This is a genomic window from Paenibacillus taichungensis (assembly GCF_003287275.1).
Classification (GTDB): Bacteria; Bacillota; Bacilli; order Paenibacillales; family Paenibacillaceae; genus Paenibacillus; species Paenibacillus taichungensis_A.
The window spans coordinates 68,328-88,424 of the sequence record NZ_QEVW01000022.1 but is presented as its reverse complement, the minus strand read 5'-3'; the positions used below and the strand labels follow the sequence as shown (position 1 = coordinate 88,424).

15 protein-coding genes are annotated in these 20,097 nt (G+C 47.1%); 13 read left to right on the top strand and 2 right to left on the bottom strand.

The window, feature by feature from the left end:
- The 6 genes from DC345_RS31875 to DC345_RS26730 all read left to right on the top strand — a co-directional run.
- On the top strand, positions 1 to 414 hold a 414-nt coding region (locus DC345_RS31875), incomplete at its 5' end, for a hypothetical protein (RefSeq protein ID WP_181586746.1).
- 83 nt (positions 415 to 497) lie between these two features.
- The gene (locus DC345_RS31870; protein WP_181586745.1) at positions 498 to 635 is read left to right on the top strand and encodes a hypothetical protein; all 138 of its coding nucleotides are present in this window, start codon (positions 498 to 500) and stop codon (positions 633 to 635) included.
- Between the two features lie 541 nt (positions 636 to 1,176).
- Positions 1,177 to 1,740, top strand: a complete 564-nt coding sequence (gene hpf, locus DC345_RS26745; RefSeq protein WP_113055799.1) for a ribosome hibernation-promoting factor, HPF/YfiA family — start codon at positions 1,177 to 1,179, stop codon at positions 1,738 to 1,740.
- A gap of 968 nt (positions 1,741 to 2,708) precedes the next feature.
- Positions 2,709 to 5,213 carry a preprotein translocase subunit SecA gene (gene secA, locus DC345_RS26740; protein ID WP_113055798.1) on the top strand — a complete coding sequence of 835 codons (2,505 nt, stop codon included), beginning with the start codon at positions 2,709 to 2,711 and terminating at the stop codon, positions 5,211 to 5,213.
- Between the two features lie 430 nt (positions 5,214 to 5,643).
- A protein-coding gene (gene prfB, locus DC345_RS26735; protein WP_099859210.1) for a peptide chain release factor 2 occupies positions 5,644 to 6,757 on the top strand; the annotation gives its coding sequence in 2 pieces (ribosomal slippage) (positions 5,644 to 5,715 and positions 5,717 to 6,757; 1,113 coding nt in all).
- A 101-nt stretch (positions 6,758 to 6,858) separates the two neighbouring features.
- Entirely contained in the window at positions 6,859 to 7,764 is a 906-nt protein-coding gene (locus DC345_RS26730) for a YitT family protein (RefSeq protein WP_113055797.1), read from the top strand.
- A 209-nt stretch (positions 7,765 to 7,973) separates the two neighbouring features.
- Here the strand turns inward: DC345_RS26730 and cls are convergent, their stop codons facing one another.
- Entirely contained in the window at positions 7,974 to 9,422 is a 1,449-nt protein-coding gene (gene cls / locus DC345_RS26725) for a cardiolipin synthase (RefSeq protein ID WP_113055796.1), read from the bottom strand.
- 330 nt (positions 9,423 to 9,752) lie between these two features.
- Here cls and argC point away from each other — a divergent pair, with 330 nt between their 5' ends.
- The 7 genes from argC to argH all read left to right on the top strand — a co-directional run bounded on the left by argC (position 9,753) and on the right by argH (position 18,930).
- Entirely contained in the window at positions 9,753 to 10,802 is a 1,050-nt protein-coding gene (argC, locus tag DC345_RS26720; protein ID WP_110000868.1) for an N-acetyl-gamma-glutamyl-phosphate reductase, read from the top strand.
- Between the two features lie 116 nt (positions 10,803 to 10,918).
- On the top strand, positions 10,919 to 12,157 hold the full coding sequence (gene argJ, locus DC345_RS26715) for a bifunctional glutamate N-acetyltransferase/amino-acid acetyltransferase ArgJ (protein ID WP_113055795.1): 1,239 nt from the start codon (positions 10,919 to 10,921) through the stop codon (positions 12,155 to 12,157).
- Positions 12,158 to 12,466: 309 nt separating this feature from the next.
- The gene (gene argB, locus DC345_RS26710) at positions 12,467 to 13,306 is read left to right on the top strand and encodes an acetylglutamate kinase (RefSeq protein ID WP_113055794.1); all 840 of its coding nucleotides are present in this window, start codon (positions 12,467 to 12,469) and stop codon (positions 13,304 to 13,306) included.
- 369 nt (positions 13,307 to 13,675) lie between these two features.
- Complete coding sequence (locus DC345_RS26705) at positions 13,676 to 14,932, top strand: acetylornithine transaminase (protein WP_113055793.1); 1,257 nt, start codon at positions 13,676 to 13,678, stop codon at positions 14,930 to 14,932.
- A 199-nt stretch (positions 14,933 to 15,131) separates the two neighbouring features.
- The gene (argF, locus tag DC345_RS26700) at positions 15,132 to 16,100 is read left to right on the top strand and encodes an ornithine carbamoyltransferase (protein ID WP_113055792.1); all 969 of its coding nucleotides are present in this window, start codon (positions 15,132 to 15,134) and stop codon (positions 16,098 to 16,100) included.
- An 85-nt stretch (positions 16,101 to 16,185) separates the two neighbouring features.
- Positions 16,186 to 17,421, top strand: coding sequence for an argininosuccinate synthase (locus DC345_RS26695; RefSeq protein ID WP_113055791.1), 1,236 nt, complete (start codon positions 16,186 to 16,188; stop codon positions 17,419 to 17,421).
- Between the two features lie 105 nt (positions 17,422 to 17,526).
- Entirely contained in the window at positions 17,527 to 18,930 is a 1,404-nt protein-coding gene (argH, locus tag DC345_RS26690; protein WP_053779582.1) for an argininosuccinate lyase, read from the top strand.
- A gap of 171 nt (positions 18,931 to 19,101) precedes the next feature.
- Here the strand turns inward: argH and DC345_RS26685 are convergent, their stop codons facing one another.
- Entirely contained in the window at positions 19,102 to 19,890 is a 789-nt protein-coding gene (locus DC345_RS26685; RefSeq protein WP_113055790.1) for an alpha/beta hydrolase, read from the bottom strand.
- Positions 19,891 to 20,097: the final 207 nt, after the last annotated feature.

Sequence of the window (20,097 nt, the reverse complement as noted above, 5' to 3'; positions counted from 1 at the left end):
TATCTAGCGTTACAACTGAAAGATGATCAAGGCACCGTGTTGCCATTTAATGATGTGTTTGATTTTATTACGTTGCAAACGGACGGTGGTACTTTGGATACCATTCCAGATACCAACCGTGAAAAAGCAGATTTTGGAATCGCAGGATTCGATAGCTTTAAAACTATACTGGCGCAACCAGTGGGCGGAAATAGTTTGTTCTATGGCTTGAGACAGTCCAGTGGTATGGCACATACCGTGGGATTTGAAGCAGAAACAACTCGGAAAATTAACCTGACAGTAGCAGCTAAAGATGATGCAGCGGTGGGAATCTATACGATTACGATCTATGCTGCTCAACAAGGTACTGGATTCAAGGCCCAGGGAGAAGCACTGAAATATACAGTAGAAGTTAAAGCGGCAAGCCAAGACTAAGATCAAACAGCGCCAGTTGATCTGGATTCAACAGCTGTGACTGAACTAGGGGAAGATGGGCAATCACAGGTGTAACAGGAGATATGGAGTACCGCTTGAAAGATTCGCAGAATGACTGGATGCAAGTTGTGCGTACCAAAATCACAGACTTGGCAGCAGGAATCTATGAAGTGCGTTATGCAGCAAAAGAGGTTACATTGCTGGAGCAACCACTAAAGTAACGGTGGCACCCTACATCGTCCAGGGTGAATAGAGTCTAATATATGAAGATAGTTAGATTGTAACTGCAAATCCGTAAAAGAGGACATAGGAAAGCTCCTCTTTTACGGGTTTTCATTTTTAGTCTGTCCACAAACAAAGTCATATTTCTTGGCATGTTTAGTAAGTCACTAGTAAGAGTTTACTAGGTTGGTTCGGGTGCGAAAGGAGTAACCGAGAAAGTATTGGGGCAGTCCTAATCCGTGTCTGATTCAAATTTTAATGAAATTGTAATTATTCAAGTGATAAAAGAGATTTGAATTCATTTTACATAACAGATTAAAGAAGCTCGGAAACGGTTAATTACATCATCAAGCGCCTAATAAGACCATCCATGTAATTAACGATTATGCCTCAAAATGGTGAAATATCGCGAAATATGGCGGTAAGCCTATGTTGGGTGATGTGGCTTGAACAGATGTCATTATTCGGTCACCGGGAGTTTTTACATGGCGCTTACATTCGTGTTATAATGAAGTGGCAAAGGAAAAGGAGGAGTGCCCTATGAATTTAAGTATTCGAGGTCAACAAATCGAGGTTACCGATGCTTTGAAGGATTATGTCGACAAAAAGTTGAGTAGACTCGAGAAGTATTTCGATGCACCCCTTAACTCTGACGGTGCTGTTACCCTAAGCACAACGAGAGGCTTGCATACAGTAGAGGTGACGATCCCTTTGAAAGGCTTTGTGCTCCGCGCTGAGGATGAAAGTGACGATATGTACGCTTCCATTGACTCCGTGGTAGACAAGCTGGAACGTCAGATCCGTAAACACAAAACGAAAATTAACCGTAAGTTCCGCCAGGAAGGCAGCCTGAAAACGCTCTTCGTCGAAGATCCGACAGGTACAGTGGCTACCGCTGAACTGGATTCGGAAACCGAAGATGATGACTTGGAAGTGGTGCGGACGAAACGGTTTATGTTGAAACCAATGGACGTGGAAGAGGCTATCCTCCAAATGAACATGGTCGGCCACAATTTCTTCGTATTCTCCAACATTGAGAACGAAGAAGTCAGCGTGGTGTACAAACGGAACGATGGAAAATACGGTTTGATTGAACAAGGTTGAACCAATGAAATGAAAAATGATTCCTTAATGATAACGAATGAAGACAGGGATACTTTCGATTCCTGTATTGGATTAAACTAACAAGAGCCTCCATCCTTTACGGGATGGGGCTCTTTTGTGCGTGGATGGGCTGGAAAAAAGTCGCTGAAGCAAGATTGTGAAACTATTTCCCATGTTACTGCGTCTAATAGATAGTAGGAATGAGACCAATCCGTGCAAAGTGAATGATAAATTTTCAGTGCTCACGGAGAAGTCGTTAAAGATGTATTCTTTTTCTCTATATTGAGATTTTCATCCAAATTTACCACCGAAATTCGTTAACATGCCTTATCTAACTGGAAAATGAAACGATAGAATCCAGGGCTTCCGCTAACGACTATGATTTTTTGCACTTAAACTCCATCGGAGAGGCTTCAGAAGTTCAAAGAAGTGTGCCGTGGCGTGTTGCGGCGACCCTTACAAACTGTTACAATTTATGCAAGAGAATCATTGTCCTGATGAGGAATTGTCAACGAATGATCGCTAATCATAATCAATGACAGGCACAGCACCATGAACATGATTCATAAGGCTCGGTATTCGGCTTATTTCTAATAACCGGATCCGGTTGAATACCGAATCAGCTTCATGAGGAACCTTGGCAAGCCTGGAGTTGATTCATCTTATATTATTATTTTTCATATAATTTGAATTTGATTTTTACACGGATAACGAAGAAGGCAGAAATGACCTGTAGAAGCGAAGCGTTCGCCTTTATCCCCAAATTTCTACCTCTGAGAAGGAGTTAAAGAAATTGGGGGATAACAGCGATCGGAAGGACATTCTGCCAGCTGAGTAATGGAGTGTAACTTTCAGTAAGCTCAAATTATATCGTTTGTCACCCCCGGGCAAGTGGATACATATCCATCCGATGGTGTCGCGCGGCGGCAGCAGGGGGTCTATTCTGTTTTGCACGAAAGGGGTATACCATGCTAGGACTTGTCAAAAAGATCTTCGGCGACATGAACGAACGTGATGTTAAACGTCTGATGAAGACAGTCGATGTGATCAATAAACTGGAACCACAATTTCAGGCTCTGTCTGATGAACAACTGAAATCCAAAACGGAGGAATTCCGTGCCCGCATTGAAAAGGGAGAAACAACAGATGAACTTCTTCCTGAGGCATTTGCAACCGTACGTGAGGCATCTCGCCGTGTACTGGGCAAACGTCACTATGACGTACAGATGCTCGGAGGCATTGCCCTTCATGAAGGCCGGATCTCAGAGATGAAAACGGGTGAAGGTAAGACACTGGTAGGAACACTCCCGGTATACCTGAATGCATTGATGTCCAAAGGTGTACACGTGGTAACAGTCAATGATTATTTGGCTCAACGGGATAGCCAGGAAATGGGACAAATTTATGAATTCATGGGCATGACGGTAGGGGTTAACCTGAGCGGTATGGACCATGCTTTGAAACAACATGCTTATGCATGTGACATTACGTACGGAACGAATAATGAATTTGGCTTTGACTATCTGCGTGACAACATGGTGTTGTACAAAGAGCAGATGGTACAACGTCCATTGTTCTTCTGTATCATTGATGAAGTGGATTCCATTCTGGTCGATGAGGCACGTACACCTCTGATCATTTCCGGACAAGCTCAGAAATCCACGGATCTGTACTATGCAGCTGACCGTTTCGTGAAACGTCTGGTTCCAGAAGAAGACTTTACGGTGGATATCAAAGTGAAATCCGTAGCGCTGACTGAAGCTGGTGTGGCGAAAGCTGAGAAAGCATTTGGTATCGAAAACTTGTATGATCATGCCAACGTTACGCTCAACCATCACATTGTACAGGGATTGAAAGCCAACGTAATCATGCGTCGTGACGTTGACTATGTGGTGAGTGATGAAGAAGTACTGATCGTCGATGAGTTCACAGGCCGTCTGATGGCAGGACGTCGTTATAGCGATGGATTGCACCAAGCGATTGAAGCCAAAGAAGGCATTGAAGTACAGAACGAGAGCATGACACTTGCTACGATTACATTCCAGAACTATTTCCGGATGTACCGTAAGCTTGCGGGAATGACGGGTACAGCGAAGACCGAGGAAGAAGAATTCAAAAAAATCTACGGTCTCGAAGTATTGCAAATTCCAACCAACCGTCCAAACAAACGGGATGATATGGCTGATGTGGTGTACAAGAGCATCGATGGCAAGTTCAAAGCGGTTGTGGAAGAAATCGTGGCACGTCACAGCAAGAACCAGCCGGTTCTGGTTGGTACGGTTTCCATTGAAAACTCCGAGCGTATTTCCGATATGCTGAAACGCCGTGGTGTCCGTCACCAGGTATTGAACGCCAAATATCACGCTGAAGAAGCAGAGATAATCACTGGAGCTGGACAAGCGGGTGCAGTAACGATTGCAACCAACATGGCTGGACGGGGTACGGATATTATCCTGGGCGAAGGTGTAGCTGAAGTTGGCGGCCTTCATATCATCGGTACAGAGCGTCACGAATCCCGCCGAATTGATAACCAGCTGCGTGGACGTGCAGGACGTCAGGGTGACCCGGGTTCTACACAGTTCTACCTGTCACTTGGTGATGAACTGATGAGACGTTTCGGTGCAGACAATGTATTGAACATGATGGAGCGTCTAGGTTTTGAAGAAGACCAACCGATTGAGAGCCGGATGATTACCCGTGCGGTAGAGTCGGCACAAAAACGGGTTGAAGGTAATAACTTTGACGTACGTAAAGTCGTTCTCCAATATGATGATGTCATGAACCAACAACGTGAAATTATATATAAACAGCGCCGCGAGGTGCTTGAGTCCGAGAATATCAAACAGATTGTTATGGATATGATCAAGCCTTCCATTGAACGTATCGTTGAAGCTCATTGCAGTGATGACATTCCGGAAAACTGGGAACTGCAGGAAGTTGCAGACTACATGAACAGCAAATTGCTGGATGAAGGCTCAGTAACGAAAGATGATCTGTGGGGCAAAGAAGCAGAAGAGATTATCGACTACCTGTTTGAGAAAGTTCAGAACAAGTACAATGCACGTGAAGAGCGAATCGGTGAAGAGATGGTTCGTGAGTTCGAGAAAGTGGTTGTGCTTCGTGCAGTAGATAGCAAATGGATGGATCATATTGATGCGATGGATCAATTGCGTCAAGGTATCCACCTTCGTGCCTACGGCGGTACAGATCCACTGCGTGAGTACCAGTTCGAAGGCTTCGAAATGTTCCATCAGATGATTGCTTCGATTCAGGAAGAAGTGGCAACTTATGTGATGAGAGCACAAATCGAGAGCAATCAGGAGCGTCAAGCGGTTGTTGACGAAAGCCAGATCTCGACAAGCGGCGAGCCTACGGAGAAACGTCCGGTAAAAGTGTCTGACCAAATCGGACGCAACGATGCTTGTCCATGTGGCAGCGGCAAAAAGTTTAAACACTGCCACGGTCAAGAGTAGTTAAACGACTCTCTTATATATAAGTTGAACTATACATTTACACGAGAACGTAGAGGACAGAAATAAGCTGGAGAAGCATAGCGTTCGCCTTTATCCCCGGATTTTCACCTTTGAAAAAGGAAATCAAAAAATCTGGGGATAACAGCGATCGGAAGGTTGTTCTGTCATCGGAGTGGCAAGTGTAAATATTCTTTGGCTCAACTTAAATAGAATGACATGAACGGCTCCTTGCAGCCGGGTATTTCAAATGATCAAATGAAGGATGCATAACCTGTAATTGGTGCATAGTTATAACTATGTGACCATGATCAAGGAGAAGAGGATTGCCGATATAAAGGTGATCGAGACTCCATGGTGAAGCATTGGATACTTGATCTGGAGGAATACCCTGGATGCGGGGAGCTTATCTTAATGAAAAGAGGAATTGCACATGATCGATCCAAGCGTGAAGCAGGACCTGCGTGAAATAGGCAAGAAACTAACAAATCTTAGGGGGTCTCTTTGACTTAGATCTTAAGCAAGAGATGATTGAGAACTTCGAAGTGAAGATGTCCGCCCCGGATTTCTGGGATGATAATGATAAGGCACAATCCTTAATCGCCGAGCTTAACGCGGTGAAGGGATCTGTGGACCAATATACCAAGCTGCAGCAGGATTATGATGATGCGGTCATGATGGCAGAACTGGCTGACGAAGAAGGCGATGATGATCTGGCTGTGGAGATCGGTAACAGCGTGACAGCCATTGTGAGCAAGGTAGAAGAGTTTGAGCTACAGCTTCTCCTGAATCAGCCGTATGACAAGATGAATGCCATTCTTGAGCTTCACCCAGGTGCTGGCGGTACCGAGTCACAGGACTGGGGACAGATGCTGATGCGGATGTATACACGCTGGGCCGAGAAGCGTGGCTTCAAGGTTGAAGTGCTGGATTATCTGGCAGGAGATGAAGCAGGAATCAAGAGTGTCACGCTATCCATCAAGGGGCACAATGCTTATGGGTATCTGAAAGCCGAAAAGGGTGTCCACCGATTGGTGCGGATCTCACCATTTGACTCCTCCGGACGCAGGCATACTTCCTTCGTATCCTGTGATGTGGTTCCTGAGATTGATGACACGATTGAATTGGATATTCGAACAGAAGATCTCAAGATCGATACGTACCGTGCGAGCGGTGCGGGTGGACAGCATATCAATACCACCGACTCAGCTGTACGGATTACTCACTTACCAACAGGTGTGGTTGTAACGTGTCAGAATGAACGGTCACAGATCAAGAACCGTGAACGAGCGATGACGATGCTTCGTTCCAAATTGTATGAACGTAAAATTGAAGAACAAAAACAACAGCTGGACGAAATCCGAGGAGAACAGTCGGATATTGCGTGGGGTAGCCAGATTCGGTCCTATGTGTTCCATCCCTATAGTATGGTAAAGGATCACCGTACGAGCGTGGAGACTGGAAACACAGGAGCAGTAATGGATGGCGACCTCGATGGATTCATCGATGGTTATTTGCGCAGCCAGATTAAAGTAGATACCGATTAATCAAAAGTTCCTGTATAGACCCGATACGTGTAGGCGTATGCTGGGTGTATACAGGGGCTTTTTTTTGAGCATATATACAAAAAAAAGGAGAGCAAGATGACATGCAACAGCAACAGCAGTTACACAATAACCGCAAGAAGAGGCTAACCACGCTCATTCCCCTGAACGGCCCATGGAGAAACGTTGTAGATACCGTATCCATTATTTTAGGTTCGTTTTTGATTGCCATGGCCTTTAATTTATTTTTACTTCCGAATCAGATTGCTTCAGGTGGGGTATCCGGATTATCGATATTGGGCAAACATTGGCTGGGACTTGAGCCGGCATATACCCAGTGGGCTATTAATATTCCGCTTCTGATTGCGGGTTTTCTCCTGATTGGCAAGCAGTATGGCATACGTTCTGTTCTCGGCAGCATTGTACTGCCACTGTTTGTATACCTCACGAAAGACTGGACCGTTCCAACAACGAATCCGCTGCTCGGTTCACTCTATGGAGGAATTGGGGTGGGGCTCGGGATTGGGATCGTATACCGGGGTAGAGGTTCAACAGGGGGCATGAGCATTCTGGCCAGGATCGTACAAAAATATAGTGGACTAAGTTACTCTCTTTGCGTTGTGATGATGGATGCTACGGTCATTATTATGGCTGCCTTTGTATTGTCATTGGAACAGTCACTCTTTGCTCTAATCGGATTATACGTTACCGGTAAAGTCATTGATGCCGTCGAGATGGGGCTTGGTAACTCGAAGGTTGCTTATATTATTTCCAACCAGACCGAACCGATTACGAAGGTGATTCTGGATGATCTGGATCGCGGACTGACGAAGCTGGAGGCAAAAGGTGGTTACACCGACGATCAGCGCACTGTACTAATGGTGGTTGTGGGACAGAATGAGGTGCCTAGACTGAAAGCTTTGATTCGGTCCGTAGACCCGGGGGCTTTTGTCATTATTAGCAATGCGCATGAAGTGCTGGGCGAAGGCTTCAAGCGTGGGGAATTGTAAGGTACAGCGAGTAGGCACTCTATAAATCAAACTTAACATTCACATTCACATGATAAAGGAGAGCAGTGTAGTGGTCATTCGTTAACTTATAAGAAGAAAGTAAATTTATAATCAAAAAAAGCAGGTACTCCTCCACCAGACCTGGCTGGAAAGGAAGCACCTGCTTTTTGTTTTTCTTTTGACTGATAATCCTTCTATTACTACTGTATCTAGAGAATTGGAGACAGCAGACGAGAGATTGCTTCTTTGAAGCGGATCTTCACACTGCGTTTATTATATTCCTCCAGCGTCATCTCACGGGATACAAGCAGATCATGCTCAAACGTCTGCACAAGAGTAGTCGCAATCGCCTCGTCATACATAAATGCATTGACTTCAAAGTTTAATCGGAAGCTGCGGTAATCAATATTAGCGGTTCCCACAGATGCGACCATACTGTCGATAATGAGCGTTTTGGCATGAATAAAGCCGTTATCGTAGATAAACACGGTTGCTCCCACCTTTAACAACTCACCGATATAAGATAGCGTAGCCCAATATACAAAGGCGTGATCCGGCTTATTTGGAATCATAATGCGAACATCAATTCCTGACAGGCACGCAAGACGAATGGCTTCGAATACACTGGCATCTGGAATAAAGTAAGGCGTCTGAATCAGAATCGAATGTTTGGCTCCATTAATCATTTTCAGATAACTGTTCTTGATATGCTCTGTCTCTGCATCCGGTCCGCTGGATACAATCTGCATGGCAGTTGTTCCTGTGCCCTCAATATGCGGGAAATGTGCCGGAACATATGGGGTATCGTGCTGCTTGGACGCTTCATTCCAATCGAGAAGAAAACGGGTCTGAAGAGCATGAACAGCATTACCCTGAATACGCAAATGAGTATCGCGCCAGTAACCGAACTTGGAATTCAAGCCGAGATATTCATCCCCTACATTAAACCCGCCTGTATATCCAAGATTGCCATCAATGATGACGATTTTACGATGATTTCGGTAGTTCATACGCAGGTTAATCAGACTAAATTTGGATGGGAAAAAGACCTCAACCAAACCGCCTGCTTCGCGCAATTCTTTGAAAAAGCGTTTGGATACCCGCCGTGATCCCAGCGCGTCATACAGCAGACGAACTTTGACACCTTCGCGTGCTTTACGAATAAGTGCATCCCGGATTCTTTTGCCGAGTCGGTCGCCTCTATAAATGTAGTATTGCACATGAACATGATCTTTCGCTGCCTCGATATCATCGAGCAACCGCTGAAATTTATCTGTTCCGTCGGTAATAATCTCGACCGCATTGTCTTCGGTCAATAGAGCATCGTTTTGCTTCAGGTTCATATAAATCATGTCCTGACTACTCTCTGTCGCCTGATTACGGAACGGTGTTCGATTGTCTTGCAGTTGCTCAAGCTGGGCAGCAATACGTTTTTCAAGCCCAAGCTTCTTGCGCTCTTTCCACTGGAAAAGTCGGTAGCGCGTCAGGTTTTGCCCTGTTAATAAGTAGAGTACAAACCCGAACACCGGAATAAAGTTCAAGACGAGCAGCCAAGCCCAGGATGCACTGGCATCCTTTCGTTCGAAGAAAACGACCGCTGCTGCGAAAATAATATTCAGGCCCAGGAGTACAACAAGTAAAATGGATTCGATATGCACTGTAGTCCCCCATGTCTCATAATGACCATCATGAATCCATTCATAAACCCTTCAACGTGTAGATTGATTATGAAATAGACCCTGATTGTAATGTTTCCTATAATACGTATTTTAGCAGAAGTATACGGGTTCGTCCGCAGATGTTGGAAAGATATGTTCGGAAGCGATGAGAATCCATGTAAAATTGATGATAGAGTGTTGTATTTATATAACTAGAGTCGTATAATAATACACAAATATGCATAGAAGCGACGGAATTGCTGTATGAAAGCTCATTGGGAGCAAGAGGACAGTATAAGTAGCGCATACGAAAAGATTGGGGGAGCGAGAGTGAATAACAAATTAAAAGTGGCAATCGTCGGTTCCACCGGCTACGGCGGGGTGGAGCTGATTCGTTTTTTCCAGAACCATCCGCAGGTTGAAATTACTTCGGTAATCTCTTCATCCAGCAGTGGTGAGTCCATCGCAGATGGATTCCCGCATTTGACGGACGTGATTCAGAGGCCACTCGACGGCGTAGACCCGGCTGAGATCGCAAGTCGTGCAGATCTGGTGTTCACAGCAACCCCGTCTGGTGTAAGCGCGAAGCTCGTTCCGAGCCTGCTTGAAGCAGGTCTTAAGGTCATTGATCTGTCTGGAGATTTCAGACTCAAGGATGGAACGGTTTATGAAGAGTGGTATAAACATCCGGCACCATCTGCTTCATTGCTGGAACAGGCGGTATACGGCATGGCAGAGGTGTATGGCGACGAAGTGAAAGGCAAGAACTTTATTTCCAACCCAGGCTGCTACCCAACGGCTACGTTACTCGGATTAATTCCAGCTGTTGAAGCGGGATGGATTGATCCTTCCAGTATCATCATTGATGCCAAATCCGGCGTATCGGGTGCGGGGCGGGGAACGGCTCTGGCGTATCATTATGCAGAAATGAATGAGAATTTCAAAGCATATAAACTGAACAAACATCAGCATATTCCCGAAATTGAGCAAGTGTTGGGGAATATCACTGGAACTCCGGTAACAGTAACGTTCACAACTCAACTGGTGCCGATGACGCGTGGAATTATGAGTACGATGTATGCCAATTTAACTGGTGAGCACAGTGACCGTGAAATCGTTGATCTGTACCGCAAATATTATGAAAATCGTCCGTTCGTGCGTGTACGTGAGCCGGGGATCTGGCCTTCAACGAAGGAAGTGTACGGATCGAACTATTGTGATATCGGATTTGCGGCTGACCCTCGTACAGGTCGTTTGACGATTATTTCGGTCATCGACAACCTGGTAAAAGGTGCATCCGGGCAAGCCATTCAAAATATGAACCTGATGATGGGATGGGAGGAGAACCTCGGGCTGAACATGACGCCGGTATATCCATAAGGTTTGAATCATTGGGAGTGCGCTTAGACGTGCTCTCGAAACCATGTGGGGAAGACGGATCAGGCAAAGCAAGCGGACAATCGGCATGCAGCCGAACGCATAACGGGGGATAACATATGGGAACCAATGTGGAGCAAAAGGCTTTTACTATAGTTGAGAACGGAACGATTGTAACCCCGCGCGGGTTCACTGCTGGTGGATTGCACTGCGGATTGAAAAAAACGTCTCGTAACGACATCGGAGCGATCCGCTGTGACGTGCCGGCAACTGCAGCTGCGGTGTATACAACGAACGTATTCCAAGCCGCACCTCTGAAAGTCACACGTGAGAGCTTGAGCAATGGACGCCTTCAGGCAGTCATCGTGAATAGCGGGAATGCCAATGCATGTACTGGACAACAAGGTGAAGAGGATGCCTACGCCATGCGTACGGCGGCTGCACGTGAATTGGGAGTAGCAGAAGAGGATGTTGCTGTCGCTTCCACAGGTGTCATTGGTGAATTGCTGAAGATGGACGCTGTACACTCGGGAATTACCGCACTTCCGGCTCATTTGGGTGGCGAAGTGAATGAGGCTGAACAGTTCTCCCAGGCTATCCTGACAACCGATTTGGTGAAAAAAGAAGCCTGCGTCTCCGTTGAGGTGAACGGCAAAACGATTACAATTGCAGGTGCCGCCAAGGGATCGGGGATGATTCATCCGAATATGGCGACCATGCTGGCCTTTATGACTTCTGATGCGGTCATTGGTGCAGAAGCGTTGCAGCGCCTGCTGCGTCAGGCGACCAATCATACATTTAACATGATTACAGTGGATGGAGATACGAGCACGAACGACATGCTGGTAGCAATGTCCAGCGGTCTGGCAGGTAACGAAGAACTGAGCGTGGAACATCCGGATTGGGATGCTTTTGCTGCCGGATTTACTTATGTGTGTGAGGTCCTTGCCAAAGCCATTGCGCGTGATGGCGAAGGAGCAACCAAGCTGGTAGAAGTACAGGTAACGGGTGCTGTAAGTGATGAATCCGCGCAAGCTATTGCTAAGACCGTCATTGGGTCCAGCCTGGTGAAATCCGCCATGTTTGGCGCGGATGCCAACTGGGGACGAATCATTGCAGCTGTAGGGCGTGCAGGACAGCCGGTGAACCCGGAGACCGTTGATATCCGTCTGGGTGACATCTCTGTACTTGAACAATCCCGTCCAGTCGTATTCGACGAAGAAGCGGCGCTGGCCTACTTGCAGACCGATACTGTACGTATTGTAGTCGATCTGCACCACGGCGACGGAACAGCCATTGCTTGGGGCTGTGACCTGACGTACGACTATGTACGAATTAACGCGGCATACCGCACGTAATAAGTATTTTGCATTTACGAAACAGCTTCCCTATGAGAGCTGTTTCGTAAATATATAGAAAATGTATAAGGATTGAACTTTCTTTGGTGGCTGATAACTGCGAAGGTAGTGGAGAAGGCGGAATCGATTCTGTAGGAGCGTAGCGTTCGCCTTTGTCTCCGAGTTTTTCCCCTTAGAGAAGGGGAATCCAAAAAACTTGGAGACAACAGCGATCGAAAGAACGATCCGGATTCGGAACGTCAGCCGAAGAATATTGCATCAATGAAGTGTTAATCTCGTTAAAACATTTGAATTGAAAGGAGTGCCCTCATGAATTCAACATTGCAAAATGAGAGTATCGGAACAGAGGCAGGTGCCGAGAAGCAGACGTTTGTAATGAAATGCGGAGGCAGCACGCTGGCGGCGTTGCCTGAATCCTTTTTTGCAGATCTGCGTGATTTGCAGTCCAAGGGAACACAGCCTGTCATCGTACATGGCGGCGGTCCTGCGATCTCGGATAATTTGGCGAAGCTGGGCATTGAGACCGAGTTTGTGAACGGATTGCGTAAAACAACGGAACCCGTGCTGGATGTTGTAGAGATGGTTCTTGCGGGAAGTATTAACAAACAGATCGTCCGCCTGATCCAACGAGTTGGTGGACACGCGCTGGGATTGTCGGGTGTGGACGGTGGTCTGATCCAGGCAAAACCGGTTAGCAACCATGCAGAGATTGGTTGGGTAGGTGACGTAACTGGTGTTAATGCAGCGATTATTCAAGGTATTGTGGATATGGGGTATATGCCAGTTATCGCACCAGTTGGTGTAGATGCAACCGGTCAGCGTTATAACATCAACGCAGATACAGCCGCAGGTGCGGTAGCTTCCCATCTCGGAGTGAGTCGGATGATCGTAGTGACTGATGTCCCTGGCATTATGAAGAATGTAGGTGGCGAGAAAAAAGTGCTGCCATCCGTCTCTGTACAGGAGATCGAGGATATGATCCAAACCGGAGAAATCTATGGAGGCATGATTCCAAAGGTTCGTGCAGCCATCGCTTGTATTCACGGCAAAGTGCGTGAGGTCATCATCGTAGATGGCAGCGAACCACAGATTCTGAGCCGTGTGCTTGGCGGAGAAACGATCGGAACCCGAATTATCCGTATGCAATAATTATTCTCAGTGCGCTAGTGTCTTCATGGTCTTATAGTAAATAAAAAAATATGTGCATCGCTTTTTTATATAAGAAATCTAATATTACACACACAATAACGTAGGGTGCAGAACCAATCTGAAGAATAAAAATGCATAACGTAGAGGACAGAAATAACCTGAAGAAGCGAAGCGTGCGCCTTTATCCCCGGATTTTCCCCTTTAAGGATCAATCAAAAAAATCCGGGGATAACAGCGATCGAAAGGTTGTTCTGTCATCGAAGTGGAGTATGCGTACGTTCAAAAGATGGTCCTGCAATCGGAGTGGTCTAGTGTAAATTATAGCTCTTATATGATTGCCGTTGCACCAACCAATAGGAGTGATAGGTGATGGCAAAAGGCAATGAACAGCCAGGTTCTGGCACAGCAGTAGCGGGCGTAGCAGCGACGGGTGCAGCGGCACAGACGGAAAGCTCTCTTTTCCAAACGTATGCGCGTTATCCAATTAGTTTGGTCAAAGGTAAAGGCAGCTGGCTGTGGGATGATCAGGGCAATCGTTATCTTGATTTCATGTGCGGGTTGGCTGTAACGAGTCTGGGCCATGCACCGGAGAAAGTCGGAGCCAAGCTGAAAGCTCAGATTGATGAGCTATGGCATGTCTCCAACCTGTTCCAGATTCCCGGTCAGGAAAAAGCGGCAGCTTTGTTGACAGCAAATACGTGCGCAGACGCCGTATTCTTCTGTAACAGTGGTGCAGAAGCGAATGAAGCGGCAATCAAACTGGCGCGTCGCTATCACCAGAAGGTCAAAGGCACAGGTCGGTACGAAGTCATTACATTTGCCCAATCCTTCCACGGACGGACACTCGCTACTTTGACAGCAACTGGGCAGGATAAGGTGAAAGAAGGATTTTTGCCATTGCCAGCCGGATTCGTAACCGTACCATTGCATGACACAGCGGCTCTCGAAGCGGCAATCGGACCCAATACAGCAGCGATCATGCTGGAGATGGTCCAAGCTGAGGGCGGCGTGTATCCGGTCAAACCAGATTTTGTCCACCACGTTCGCAAACTGTGTGAAGAGCACGGATTGCTGCTGATTGTAGACGAAGTACAGACCGGAATGGGACGTACAGGCAAACTGTTCGCGCATGAGCATTATGGCATTGAGCCGGACATTTTCACGGTAGCCAAAGGTATTGGTAGTGGATTCCCTGTAGGTGCGATGCTGGGTAAAGGTTATCTGAAGGATGCGTTTACTGCGGGCAGTCATGCAACAACATTTGGCGGTACACCGCTTGCTTCCTCCGTTGTCATTGCAACGATTGAAACCATGCTCGAAGATCACCTGCCTGAGCGTGCAGCTGAAATGGGCGAATACCTGATGAACTCTCTGCGGGAGCGTTTGGCTGGTAATTCGTTTGTAAAAGAAGTTCGTGGTATGGGGCTGCTTGTTGGAATCGAATGTGCTGAAGCAGTAGGCGACATCGTGCTTGCTGGTCAGAAACGAGGCATTCTCTTTGTATCCGCAGGGCCGAATGTCATTCGTCTGCTTCCAAACTTGTATGTGAGCAAGGAAGAGATAGATCAGGCGGTATCCTTGGTAGCTACGTTGATTGAAGAGCATGTAGCTGCGAAGAACGTTTAATAAGACTTTATACCACCTTTCTGACTTGGGGCCTTCGCGGGCCTCGAGCGGAACCAAAATGATGAATCATGAATCCCTGTAGCCGCGCGGTAAACTAGCAGAAGATGAACGTGAGAAGCCTGATGGCAAGATCTCAACCTTCTACACTCTTCTGCCCATGCGGGTGCAGGGAACCGGAAATAAGGAGGACAATACGAACATGACACAAGCGCAACAGACGGAGAAGGTACAGAAGGTCGATCTAAGAGGCCGTGATTTTATTGAATTTACAGATTATACAGCGGAGGAAATTCGCTATTTGCTGGACCATGCGATTGAGATTAAAGGCAAACAAAAAAACGGTGTGCCGTATCAGCCATTGCAAGGCAAAACGATCGGACTCATTTTTGAAAAATCATCTACACGTACTCGTGTATCCTTTGAAGTTGGCATGTTCCAATTGGGCGGACACGCGCTCTTCCTGAGCAAAAATGATATCCAACTTGGTCGCGGGGAAACGACACATGATACAGCCAAAGTCTTGTCACGTTACCTGGACGGCATCATGATTCGTACCTTTGGACACCATAATGTGACTGAACTGGCCCAACATGCGGATATTCCAGTTATTAACGGCCTGAGCGATGCAGCACATCCATGCCAAGTACTCGCAGACTTCCAAACTGTATTGGAGCACAAAGGCAAGCTGGAAGGTTTGAAAATGGCATATGTCGGAGACGGCAATAACATGGCGCATTCCCTAATGCTTGGTGCAGCGAAGATGGGTATGCATGTTGCAGTAGCGACTCCGGAAGGATATGAGCCTGATAGCGCAGTCGTAGAGCAGGCGCGCAGCATTGCACAGGAAAGCGGCTCACAGGTGACAGTAACGTACAGTGCACAGGAAGCTGTGAAAGATGCGGATATCGTGTATACGGATGTATGGGCGAGCATGGGTTTTGAAGAGGAACAGAAGATTCGTGAACAAGCATTCGCTGCGTATCAGGTGGATGAGGAACTGATGAAAGGCGCGAAGCCGGATTATATGTTCCTGCACTGCCTGCCAGCTCACCGCGGAGAAGAAGTGAGTGCTGGAGTAATTGACGGTCCAAACTCCCTGATCTTTGATCAGGCGGAGAACCGACTGCATGCGCAGAAAGCATTGATGGCTGCGTTAATGAGTGAATAGATGCTGTTTGCCTGAATGGGTTGATTTTAGGCACAGATTTCGCGATGATAGATTAAGCAACTGAACTTGGGGAGGACCATCGAACATGGCTAAGGAAAAAATCGTACTCGCTTATTCCGGCGGGTTGGACACATCTGTAATTTTGAAATGGTTGAAAGAAACATATGATGCGGAGATTATCGCATTTACGGCGGATATCGGACAAAAGGATGAACTGGACGGCCTTGAGGAAAAAGCTCTCGCTACAGGCGCTTCCAAAGTGTATATCGACGATCTGCGCGACGAGTTCGCGAAAGATTTCATCTATCCAATGTTCCAGGCGGGTGCCCTTTATGAAGGACAATACCTGCTCGGTACAAGTATCGCACGTCCACTGATCGCTAAACGTATGGTGGATATCGCTCGTGCAGAAGGCGCTACAGCGATTGCTCACGGCGCTACGGGTAAAGGAAATGACCAGGTTCGTTTTGAGCTGAACGCAGCTGCGCTGACACCAGACATTCAAGTCATCGCGCCTTGGCGTCTGGAAGAGTTCCGCAACCAGTTCCCGGGACGTGCCGAAATGATCGCTTACGCTGAAAAACACGGCATTCCGGTAACCGCATCGACGGCTAAACCTTACTCCACAGACCGTAACCTGCTGCATATCAGCTATGAGAGCGGCGTGCTGGAAGATCCTTGGTTCGATCCAAGTGCGGACGAGAACAAAGATATGTTCCTGCTCAGCAGCGCCCCTGAAGATGCACCGGATCAAGCGGAATATGTTGAACTTGAATTTGAACAAGGCGACTGTGTTGCACTGAATGGTGAGCGTTTGAGCCCGCTGCAAGTGATGGAGCAATTGAATGAGCTGGGTGGCAAGCATGGTATCGGCCGTGTGGACATGGTAGAGAACCGCTTCGTCGGCATGAAGAGCCGTGGCGTATACGAGACACCAGGTGGAACAATTCTGTTCACCGCACACCGCAAAATGGAATCCATCACAATGGATCGTGAAGTCATGAACCTGCGTGATAGCCTGATCACACGTTACAGCACACTCGTTTACAACGGCTTCTGGTTCGCACCGGAACGTCTGGCGCTGCAAGCGCTGGTGACCGAAAGTCAGAAAAATGTAACAGGTACCGTTCGAGTGAAATTGTATAAAGGCAACATCATCGGCGCAGGCGTGAAAAGCCCTGTCAGCCTGTACAACCCGGACATTGCCACAATGGAAGCTGATCCAACACAAGCATACGATCAAGGGGATGCAACGGGCTTTATCCGCCTGAATGCATTGCGTTTGAAAGTAAATTCCGGTGTGGAACAAAACAAAAACTAATTTTATCAGGCATATAAAGCATCACGATAATAACTGACAAGGCGGGCCGTTCTTGCACATCTGGCAGGAGCGGCTTTGTCCATGAGCGAAAGGGGAGTACTCACTGTGAGCAAGCTGTGGGGAGGACGTTTTACCAAACAAACCAATCACCTGGTTGAGGAATATACCGCGTCAATCAACTTTGACAAAGCTTTAGCCGAGGAAGATATTCAAGGAAGTCTGGCTCATGTAACAATGCTGGGCAAATGCGGCATTCTGCCAGCAGAGGATGTAGAAACGATCAAGGAAGGTTTGATCACAGTTCTGCATAAAATCCGTGCAGGCGAAGTGGAATTCTCCGTATCGGATGAAGACATCCACATGAACATTGAGAAAAACCTGATCGATACCATCGGCCCTGTGGGCGGCAAATTACATACAGGACGCAGCCGGAATGACCAAGTGGCAACGGATATGCACTTGTACTTGCGTGAGCGCGTGGTTGGGTTTGTTGGCATGCTGCATTCGTTGCAGGAAGCGCTGATCGGACAAGCCAAAGACAATCTTGATACGATTGTACCGGGGTATACGCATCTTCAACGTGCACAACCGATTCTGTTCGCCCATCACCTGATGGCGTATGTATCGATGTTCCAACGGGATGCAGAGCGTCTGATGGATAGCTACAAACGCATTAACGTGCTGCCACTGGGTGCAGGTGCGCTTGCAGGCACAACGTTCCCAATTGATCGTCATTTTGTGGCGGAACAACTGGGCTTCGATGGTGTGTACGAGAACAGTCTGGACGCAGTAAGCGACCGTGACTTTATCGTGGAGTTCCTGGCAGCCGCTTCGCTGATCATGACTCACTTGTCTCGTCTGAGTGAAGAACTGGTTCTGTGGAGCAGCACGGAGTTTGGTTTTGTTGAACTGGATGATGCATTCTGCACGGGCAGCAGCATTATGCCACAGAAGAAAAATCCAGACGTACCGGAACTCGTTCGTGGTAAAACAGGACGTGTGTACGGCAACCTGATCGGTTTGCTGACAGTACTGAAATCTCTGCCGCTCGCTTACAACAAGGACATGCAGGAAGATAAGGAAGGCATGTTCGACACAGTAGCGACGCTGGAAGGCGCACTTCAATTGTTCGCTCCGATGATTGCAACGATGACGGTTAACAAGGGTCGGATGCGTCAAGCGGTCAATCAGGATTTCTCGAACGCTACGGATATTGCGGACTTCCTCGTGGGCGAAGGTTTGCCTTTCCGTCAGGCACATGAGGTTATCGGGAAAACAGTATTGTATTGTATCCAGAACGGCAAGTATCTGCTGGATCTGACCATCGATGAATTCCGTCAGTTCTCCCCGTTGTTCGATGAACGTATATACGATGTGCTGCAACCAGAAGCGGTTGTAAATGCTCGTAATGTGTACGGCGGAACGGCTTCGAACCAGGTGGCTGAGGCGATTGGACGTAGTGAAAAGGTGCTGGAAATTACGGAGCAATGGATCACCAATCGGGGTTAATAACGCATTTACTATAATGAAATAAAGATATATAACGAAAAAGCAGGCCGAGAATTTCTTCTTAACGGCCTGCTTTTCTTGTGTGTGACAACGATTTAGATATGTTCAACTCAACATTTACTGGATAACAGCGATCGGAAGGTTGTCCTGTCATTGGAGTGCCAGTGTCGACTACTTACGTTCACGCAAAGGCAACCATTTCAGCACATTCTGGATCTTCTCGTCCCAATATCCCCAGTCATGTCCACCGGGTTCTTCCTCGTACGTCAGCTGGAAATCGGTCTGTGCACAAGCTTGACGGAACGTTTGATTCTCGTCATACAGGAAGTCCTCTGTCCCACAGCATTGGTAGAGCAAAGGTTTTGGACCCTGACTTGCTTTGCTTTCCTCGAGCAGATGCAGCAAGTCATTCTCCGAACCTTTAATTTCTGCTCCGAAAATCCGTTTGAACTCAGCATCACTTAATGCCTTAACAATTCGGTTATCCATATGCGCTACCATGTCGAGTGCTCCAGACAAACTTGCCGCAGCGGCGTATTGCTCCGGTTTGTGAAGTGCCAGCTTGAATGCTCCGTAGCCACCCATGGACAAGCCAGCAACAAAGTTGTCCTCACGTTTGTGTGATAGTGGGAAGAAGGAACGTGCAAGTGCAGGCAGCTCTTCACTGATGAATGTCCAGTAGCGTCCGCCTTCCGCCATATCTGTATAGAAGCTGCGATGTACCTGAGGCATCACAACGGCAATACCAAGGTCCGCAACATATCGTTCGATGGATGTACGGCGCAGCCAAATGGAGTCATCATCCGATAGCCCGTGCAGCAGATACAGCGTGGGATGTAACCCTTGGCCGGATACGTTCTCCATGCCAATCTGATTGTGGGTCTGTTGTGGAAGAATAACATGCATACTGGTGCTTAGACCAAGCGTGTCAGAGTAAAAGTCACATTTAATAAGTGCCATATCTATGAGAAACCCCTTTCATAAGTCCATTAACGATGTGTTCTGACCCGATTCTATAGGAAGGGATCTGAATCCATAATGGTTCCATAGTGTCTATAATAAACAGGTTAAACGCAAAGTCTTTTCATTGCAATAATAAGAAATTAACCACTAGTTATTCGCCTTCTTTACAGCGTAACAATGTTATGTTACACTGTGTTCAACACA